Annotated in this window: 6 protein-coding genes and 4 pseudogenes; 4 read left to right on the top strand and 6 right to left on the bottom strand. The window is 44.4% G+C overall.

The genetic code is table 11. The features are described from left to right. Window positions 1-125: 125 nt before the first annotated feature. Window positions 126-284, top strand: a pseudogene (locus F6K63_RS38100) (RNA-guided endonuclease TnpB family protein); the annotation flags it as partial. A 237-nt stretch (window positions 285-521) separates the two neighbouring features. On the opposite strand, the gene cobA reads toward F6K63_RS38100, so the two are convergent. The 6 genes and pseudogenes from cobA to F6K63_RS32270 all read right to left on the bottom strand — a co-directional run. Next, entirely contained in the window at window positions 522-1,328 is an 807-nt protein-coding gene (cobA, locus tag F6K63_RS32295; RefSeq protein WP_071106249.1) for a uroporphyrinogen-III C-methyltransferase, read from the bottom strand. Next, a complete protein-coding gene (locus tag F6K63_RS32290; RefSeq protein ID WP_287314374.1) occupies window positions 1,325-2,188 on the bottom strand; it encodes a sirohydrochlorin chelatase in 864 nt (287 codons plus the stop codon). The genes cobA and F6K63_RS32290 overlap by 4 nt, the downstream gene beginning before the upstream one ends. 407 nt (window positions 2,189-2,595) lie before the next feature. Further along, window positions 2,596-3,261: pseudogene (locus F6K63_RS38095) on the bottom strand (hypothetical protein). Next, window positions 3,242-3,406: a hypothetical protein gene (locus tag F6K63_RS32280; RefSeq protein ID WP_287314372.1), complete on the bottom strand. Its 165-nt coding sequence runs from the start codon at window positions 3,404-3,406 to the stop codon at window positions 3,242-3,244. The pseudogene F6K63_RS38095 and the gene F6K63_RS32280 overlap by 20 nt, the downstream one beginning before the upstream one ends. Next, window positions 3,406-4,500: pseudogene (locus F6K63_RS32275) on the bottom strand (B12-binding domain-containing radical SAM protein); the annotation flags it as partial. The pseudogene F6K63_RS32275 and the gene F6K63_RS32280, both read right to left, overlap by 1 nt. 459 nt (window positions 4,501-4,959) lie before the next feature. Then, a pseudogene (locus tag F6K63_RS32270) lies at window positions 4,960-5,442 on the bottom strand (B12-binding domain-containing radical SAM protein); the annotation flags it as partial. A gap of 218 nt (window positions 5,443-5,660) precedes the next feature. Here F6K63_RS32270 and F6K63_RS32265 point away from each other — a divergent pair. The 3 genes from F6K63_RS32265 to F6K63_RS32255 all read left to right on the top strand — a co-directional run bounded on the left by F6K63_RS32265 (window position 5,661) and on the right by F6K63_RS32255 (window position 8,139). After that, window positions 5,661-5,909, top strand: a complete 249-nt coding sequence (locus F6K63_RS32265) for a restriction endonuclease (RefSeq protein ID WP_287314370.1) — start codon at window positions 5,661-5,663, stop codon at window positions 5,907-5,909. Between the two features lie 2 nt (window positions 5,910-5,911). Next, on the top strand, window positions 5,912-7,186 hold the full coding sequence (locus tag F6K63_RS32260) for a lipid-A-disaccharide synthase-related protein (protein WP_287314369.1): 1,275 nt from the start codon (window positions 5,912-5,914) through the stop codon (window positions 7,184-7,186). A 140-nt stretch (window positions 7,187-7,326) separates the two neighbouring features. Next, window positions 7,327-8,139, top strand: coding sequence for an aldo/keto reductase (locus F6K63_RS32255; protein WP_287314367.1), 813 nt, complete (start codon window positions 7,327-7,329; stop codon window positions 8,137-8,139). Window positions 8,140-8,647: the final 508 nt, after the last annotated feature.

Genomic DNA, 8,647 nt, shown 5'->3' with positions numbered 1-8,647 from the left:
GATAACAATCCGATTTAATGAGGTACCAATGACAATGGTTCCTATGATGAGGAGCCGGATGAAGGGAAACTTTCACGTCCGGTTTTGAAGACGAGTCGGTGAGGCGACTCACCGGCTTAGTTTAATCAAACATAGCCCGAAAAGTAGCCACACAGCTAGGTCTTAACCTAGCCAAGGTGGGTAGGGAATTTTTGACAGTTCCACACCGATATGACATTTTCAAGTCCCTGAAAAAATCATATCGCAAAAGGAGTGGAGAGGCTCGGTTTCAACCAGCCTTGTAACAACCTTTTAGAATCCCCTGTGTTTCAACCAGGGGAGATGTCAATATCTTCGGTTAGAGTTTGTTCCCGTAGCGTGGCCGAAAGGCCAAGGTTACAGGTAGCCAGTTACAGCTTACAGGTAGCCAGTTACAGCTTACAGGTTACAGGTTCTAAGCTTGAACCGGTTAACTTTAAACCGGTTAACTTTAAACCTTCAACCTTCAACCTCCAACCAGTTAACGTTCAACCGCTTAACCTTCAACCGCCTTCAACCTTCAACGGTGAAAAACCTTCAAGCTGTTGCAACTTGACCACATTACCAATGACTGCGATCGCAGGAGCAGAAAACTGTGTTTCCTCAACCTCAGCCACAATGGTCTCTAAGGTTCCAACCAACTGTTCGGAGTCAGGTCGTGTGCCCCAGCGAATCAGCACTACTGGTGTCTGGGGATTCAATCCTGCTTCACACAATTCGGTGACAATCCGAGGCAGATTATGAACTCCCATATAAATCACAATGGTTTCTGAGCCATTTGCGATCGCATTCCAATTCACCTGAGGTCGATACTTGCCCACTGACTCATGACCTGTGACAAAGGTCACGGAAGAACTATAATCCCGATGGGTCAATGGAATACCCAGATAGGCTGGTGCTGCAATCCCGGAGGTTACCCCTGGTACCACCTCCACTGGCACCCCTGCCGCGATCAAATCCCCCATTTCCTCACCACCACGACCAAACACAAAGGGGTCTCCCCCTTTTAGCCGTACCACCACGGCATGAGAGTGGGCCTTTTCAATCAACAGCTGAGTTGTCTGTTGCTGCAACATCGAATGACGACCCCTGCGCTTTCCGGCATTAATCTGTTCCGCCTGGGGATTAATCATATTCAACACTTGCGGACTGACTAGGGCATCATAAACTACCACATCTGCAAATTCTAATAACCCCTTTCCCTTCAAAGTCATCAATCCCGGATCTCCAGGACCTGCCCCAACCAAATACACTTTACCCAAACATTGATTGCTCACTACCTTCGCATCCTTGATGTCTTCGTGGTTCATTGCTGCCTAATCCCATCCATAATCAAATCCACTAATGCCTCACTCACACCAATTGGTTTTCCGAGATTCAACTGCACTTGAGGGAACTTCTGCTGTATCTCCAGTAACATTTGTGCGATCGCATCGGTAATTCTTCCCTCAAAAAGAAAATATGCCAAAATGGCAATCCTTTTTGCTCCAGAGTTTGCTATTATAGAGACCTGCTCCCAAAGGGACGGCTGTACTGACCAGTCGGCCGCCACAGCCCCCAACTGGTTAGCTACAGCCCCCGTTTCTTCTTGAACCCCAGGGCGGCTCGTTCCATGGGACAACAAAATCTTGGCATCGCCATCTAGCTTTGCCCATTGATTTGTCAACAGCCTCACCAAAGCTGGATTAGCTCCCAAATGAGGCAGTAGATGAATCACCATTTCACTACCTAATTTCTGTTGCGCTAGAGATACTTGCCAAGGAATATCCTCCATGACATGTACTCCCCGCAATAGAAATAGGGGCAATAGTTTCAATTCCTGACAGCCAGCACCTTTAGCCAGCTGAGCAAATCGGACAATTTGCTCATGTAGGGGTAAATCAGCTAGTTCTAAAGTTGCTGTACCTACCAAAGGTGCGCTCTTACTTGGCGAATTAAATTCGCCACGGGTCGCACCTAAAGGTTGACTGGAAAGACCGTTAGCTGTTAACAGATCACCGTCAACACTGCTGCCCTGTGGTGAGATTGTCGGTAAGATTGTCTCTGTAGCCTTAGCTTGCTCAAAGGCTAGTCGAATTCGCAGCAACTGAGCCAATTGTGCCATAGCCCGCTGGGGACGCAGGTCATGACTGCCGTGGGAGATTAACAGATAAGCAGATGAGGGTGACAAGAGTATAGTGAACTACCTTGATCGAATGTGTTAAATAATACTATCTTCCCTAGAGAGAGAATTTTGTATAAACTATTTCTAAAGAATGTTGCATTGCGCTAATTTCCCTGCTACTGCACCAGCATGAAGCCACCAGTCAAATCCCCCAACCCAGCGCCGTGATGGCAAATGTCCTACTTGGGCTTGGAGTTGGAAGTCGAAGTCTTGATCTCGAAGATGGGAGTTGTGAACGGGCCAGCTGATGGGATTGGCCGTAAGCCACCCTACGCGAACGCAAAACCGTATAGTAACGAAAGTTGCTAGTTATAGCGCTACGGGCTGGGAATAGGGAAGATTCCTGTTATGAGTTCCCTGTTCTGAGTTGCATGTTCAAAACTTATGGGATAATTGGTCGCTCTTTATCTTACTTATTGCTGAGTTTCAAGTTCTAGTTCACATTGACTGAATACATAATTAATTGCTGAATAAAGTCTCTCTAAATCAGAAATTGTATAATTGTTAATTTCTCTAGTGTAGAGATTCCCTTTGAGTTTACCAAACTGCCAAACTTGACCATTAGAAACAATTCCAAATATAGTTTGCTCAGATTGGTCATTAATCTTTTGAATTGCGATCATTTCTGCTAAACATTGACCCCACCCCTTAATAAAATCATCCTTTCTTGATGCAGTCGCTCATGGGGGGAACCCCCAAGACCGCGCTGCATCGCTTTTAGCTTCTACAGCTACAAAATAGGGATTTTCAAAGATTTGTTTGCCAAGGGGAGACCGCTTTGCTAAAATATAATCGGGTATTCCAGTAAGCTGTTGATCATAGGTTATTGGTTTATGACTCCACAGCGTAAATTTATCTCGATACTGTCTGTATACTTCTTTTAAGAGCGGAAAAATAATCGTTTCACAAATAGCATACTCTGACTCTTCAACGGTAAATTCTCGAAGACAAAACTCTAAATCTTCTTTAAACGCTTCTCTGATTACAGTGTCAGTTTCCAGGATATAATTGGCTTCAGTAGCAGTAATTGTAAATTCTTTAAGGACTTCGCCAATCGTTTTATAAGAATCGAAGGACATGAGGGAATTGGGAATTGGGAATTGGGAATCGGGAATCGGGAATCGGGAATCGGGAATCGGGAATCGGGAATCGGGAATCGGGAATCGGGAATCGGGTTACTCCCCATCTCCCCATCTCCCCATCTCCCCATCTCCCCAAACTCACTACACTTCCCCCGCCACTTCTGCAAGAGGTCTGGTGTTCGCAAGTGCTGCCAAAAACTGAGCCAGTTGTGCTGGAATTTGATCGTTGACAATTTGGCGGTATTCAAGGAAATGCTCCAGATAGGCATGATCGCTAAGATACCGTTTCCATACCTGAGGATTGTGCCTGAGGATAGAAAAAAGTTGACCCCAGAATTGGAAGCGGGTTTGGCGCTTGATGCCATTGCGCCAGATAATAATTAGCAGTGCCCAGAAATAGATCAATTTTGGCATTACCAACTTAGGGTGATGGGGTTTCGGCTTCATGTTTAAGTAGTGCCGATAAAGTCTTCCTAAATAGGATTCTGGTTTATATAATTCCCAGAAACAACTGACATATTCCTGAGCCAGTTGTTCTATCGGGCGAGTGGGGATAAAATTGGTCAGGGTTGTCTGATTGATATTTTCTTCATTACCTTCTAGTAAACGCCCCTCTTGTTTGAGCCGATCCCAAAGGGCGGTATTGGGCAAGGCTTGTAACATACTAAAAACTGTATGGGGAATGGCGGTTGCTTCCACAAAATCGATAATGCGATCGCCTGCTCCTGGTTTTTCCCCATCCAAGCCAATAATAAAGCCAGCCATCACTCGCAAACCTGCCCGATTAATTTTCTCAACCGCATCTGCTAAGGGTTGACGAGTGTTTTGGTGTTTTTTGGTCAGGGTCAAGCTATCGGTATTTGGTGTTTCAATTCCCACAAAGACTGAACTAAAATTGGCAGCAATCATCAACTCCAAAAGTTCATCGTCTTCGGCCAGATTCAAAGAAGCTTCTGTGGACAAAGGAAAGGGGTAACCATGCTCTGCCATCCAGGGAGCTAGTTCCTGCAACAGAAGCTTAACATGGCGTTTATTGCCAATAAAATTATCATCAACTATAAATACAGGAAGCCGCCAACCCAGATTATAGAGGGTTTCCAATTCAGCCAAGACTTGAGCCGGGGTTTTGGTGCGTGGTTTACGGCCATATCGCACAGAGATGTCACAAAACTCGCACTCGAAAGGACAACCACGGGAAAACTGTACCGACATCTCGCTATAAGCATCCAATTCCATTGACACTCCCCGCCCTGGAAGGACGGGGATTCTTGCTTCAACGGGGTGACTTGTTATCCCTTGCCGGAGCCAGGAAAAATAGAGGTCTCCTCTCCACAAGCGTATTTGGTCTATGACCTAGGTTTCGGTGTGCCCCACCGTACCTAAAATAGTTAACAAATTTAAGTTAACAAATTTAGATAACAAATTTAGATGAACATTTTTTTGATCTTAGACTTTCATAGACGTCCAAATCGTTAGACTTGATTGTGCAACATGATTATCTCAAAACAGGTTTTTTACACTGTCTACTTATTCAAGATCATGTTTATCTAGAACATTAATTGTTTTTTTGTTATGTTTTTATCTTAACACGGTGCGATAAAACTGTCAATACATAGATGCTCCAAAGGAGCCTTCAGTTGCGAACAAAAAAAAGCCGTCCTGTAAGGACGGGGCGCGATTACCCAAATTTTTTGGTAAATCGTAGCGGGGAATTGGTGTCTTGGTTACATCTGCCCTTTCGCCATTAGCACGGAATACTCCCGAGCTTTCTCCCAGAGCCAGTGCCTCAACAAATCTCGGTAGGGTAATCTCACCTTCATCTAAAATCAGAAAGTCTACTCCTGCTTCTTGAGCTTCCTCTGCTATAGACGTGACATAAGGACCACCAACGGCTACCAATTTGCCCCGCCGTTTCCCCTCTCCAATCAGGTGGAGCATATCAGGTTTCTGGACGATCATACCGGAAACGATCACCACATCTGCCCATTCCCAGTCAGCGTCAGTTTCTAAACGAACATTACGGTCTACTAAGCGGAATTCCCAGGTTTGAGGAAGAATAGCTGCTACAGTAATCAGACCCATAGGGGGTTGGGCGACTTTGCAGCCGATCAGTTCTATGGCTTTATCAAAAGACCAATAGGATTTCGTGAACAGAGGAGACAGGAGTAAAACTCTCACGTTTGATGTTGAAATCAAGAATAGTACAATACTACAGCAGTTCTCAATTGAGGGAATCGGGAATCGGGAATCGGGAATCGGGAGTCGGGAGTCGGGAATCGGGAATCGGGAATCGGGAATCGGGAATCGGGAGTCGGGAATCGGGAATCGGGAGTCGGGAATCGGGAATCGGGAAAAAATCTTGTTTACCTCATTACTATCAGAACCGCTATACATTCTTGTCTTCAACCTCGAACCTTCAACCTCGAACCTTCAACCTCGAACCTTCAACCTCGAACCTTCAACCTCGAACCTTCAACCTTAAACCTTCAACCTTAAACCTTCAACCTCGAACCTTCAATCTTCAACCTTCAACCTTCAACCTCGAACCTTCAACCTTCAACCTCGAACCTTCAACCTTCACCCTTCAACCTTCAACTTTAAACCTTCAACCGACGAAAGTCCTAGTTATATTAAAACCCGACTAACTATGCGTTTACTATGCCTGAGCAATGGTCATGGAGAGGATGTGATTGCTGTCCAAATTCTAAAGCAATTGCAACATTACTCTACTTGTCCAGAACTAGCCGCGTTACCCTTAGTTGGGGAAGGAAAGGCTTATGTGCCATTAGATATCCCCATTATCGGCTCCGTTGAGCAGATGCCATCGGGTGGATTTATCTATATGTCCCAACAGCAAGTGTGGCGTGATGTGCAGGGAGGCTTAGTGCAATTGATTTGGTCTCAATTAAAAGCAATTCGCCGTTGGGCTAAATCAGGGGACTTTATCCTAGCAGTAGGAGATATCGTACCACTGTTGTTTGCCTGGTGGAGTGGTTTACCCTATGGCTTTGTTGGTACTGCCAAATCGGAATACTATTTGCGGGATGAATCGGGATGGTTACCCAATCGACCCCGTTGGGAAGGGTGGTCAGGTTCGGTTTATTTGCCTTGGGAGCGTTGGCTGATGTCTAATCGCCGTTGTTTAGGGGTTTTTCCTAGAGATACCCTGACTACACAGATCTTAAAGCAGTGGTCTATCCCAGCTTTTGATCTGGGTAATCCGATGATGGATGGGATTTATCCAGACTATCCAGCACCAATGGTTTATGACAAAGATGCAGAATTGAAGGAAACTAAGCGTACCCTAACCATTACCTTACTACCGGGTTCCAGAATACCGGAGGCTGATCACAATTGGCATCAAATCATCTTGGCAGCATCAGGGTTACTGGATACCTTTGCTTCGCGATCGCTTTTGTTTCTCGCTGCCATTGCTCCAGGATTAAGCCAAGATCCTTTACGGGAGGTTTTAGTCGCTCATAGTTGGACTGAGGTCACCTTGCCATCCGATCCATTCAATCTCCAGCTCAAAGACAAACAGGCTTTGGCTTTTACCAAGCAAAATGGCACACTGATTTTAACCCAGAACGACTATAACCTCTGCCTGCTCCAAGGGGATTTCTGTATCGCCATGGCAGGCACAGCCACAGAGCAATTTGTCGGGTTAGGAAAACCAGCCATTGCCATGCCAGGAGTTGGTCCCCAATATACCCCTGCTTTTGCCGAAGCCCAAACTCGCTTGTTAGGTCCATCGTTAGTAATAGCACAGCAACCAGAATTGGTAGCAAGTATAGCGAAAGAGTTATTCCATAACCCCGACAAGTTACAGCTAATAGCAGAAAATGGTCAGCGACGCCTTGGTCAACCAGGGGCAGCAGCTAGGATTGCTAAGTGTTTGATGGAAAAGATGAATGATAAATGATAAATGATAAATGATAAATGATAAATGATAAATTATTAATTAGACATATCATAACTCTATTATATCTAGCATATATAGGGCTATATCAACAGTACTATATAATATTTTACACACATTAACAACAATTATAAAGGTTATATATGGCGATTAATCTTAAAACTTTGAGTGGTAATCCTGTCAGTATTTTGGGTCTGGGAGCTAACAACCCAATGAATACAAATTGTATAGATATTGCTTACCAAGCTGGAATCAATTACTTCTTTTTTTACAACCTGAATTACACCAGTTTCCTAGAAGGACTAAAGCCTATTCTGGCAGCTCAACGAGATCAAGTGGTAGTTTCCACGGGCAGTAACAGTCGCGATCTTAACCAACTGCGCGAATATTTCGACCAAGTTCGTTCTTTGCTTGATGTGGATACAATAGATGTGTTCTTTTTGGAATATATCTCCCCTAAAGATGATCTCCACCAGGTTGCAGTAGCCTTAAACCAGATCCATACCTGGAAAACTGAAGGATTAATCCGCTATGTTGGCGCAACCACCCATAACCGCAAATTAGCCGTGGAATTATTGAGAAAGCAGTCCTGTGACGTGCTGATGCATCGTTACAATATGGCCCATCGCAAAGCGGAAGTAGAAGTGTTTCCTGCTGCGCTCAAAGCCGACATTCCAGTAGTTGGGTTTACTGCTACTCGTTGGGGTTCGCTGTTGCAAGGGCATAAAGACTGGAAAAATCCAGCTCCAACTGCTGCTGACTGTTATCGCATGGTACTCCGTCAACCAGCGATTCGCTTAGTCCTCACTGCACCTAAAACCGAATCTGAATTAGTTGAAAATCTCAGGATTTTACAATCTCCTGAGTTATCTCTTCAGGAAGTAAACCATTGGCAAACCTATGGCGATCTAATTTATGGAACCGGCCAGGATAGCTTCGATAATAAATGGCCTTAATTAGTTAATATCATCTGCGGTTGAAGACTTATAAATAGTAGGTAATAGGGAACAGGGAACAGGGAACAGGGAACAGAGAACAGAGAACAGGGAATTAGGAGGGAGATTACCTACGCAAAGGAAGCTATTTTTTTTAAATTATTATCTTAACATGATATAATAAAATGCTTGCAGAAGTCGGGAACTTTGGATCGGGCAAATTCGCAGCAGCAGGGAATAAAAATTGACGAAACCCTTATCAAAACTGGGATGCAGCCCGGTATAATCTGGCTTTGTTACAAAAATTAACAAATTTTTATCTCATGAAAAGTAATTCTTACGATACTATGGCTAAGTGGAAAACTTAGGAGGCAAGGAAATGAACGATCAAACATGGATTACCCCTAGTTTTTAGCCTTGCTGAATCAATGGGAATTAGACCTACTGAGTTGTTAGCTCATAAGCCAGACGATGATTAGTGTAAAATTCATCCGGTTGACTGAATCAGTTGTTAGATAAGTAAATATAG

Source organism: Moorena sp. SIO1G6 (genome assembly GCF_010672795.1).
GTDB lineage: Bacteria > Cyanobacteriota > Cyanobacteriia > Cyanobacteriales > Coleofasciculaceae > Moorena > Moorena producens.
This window is presented reverse-complemented; position numbering and strand designations above follow the sequence as displayed.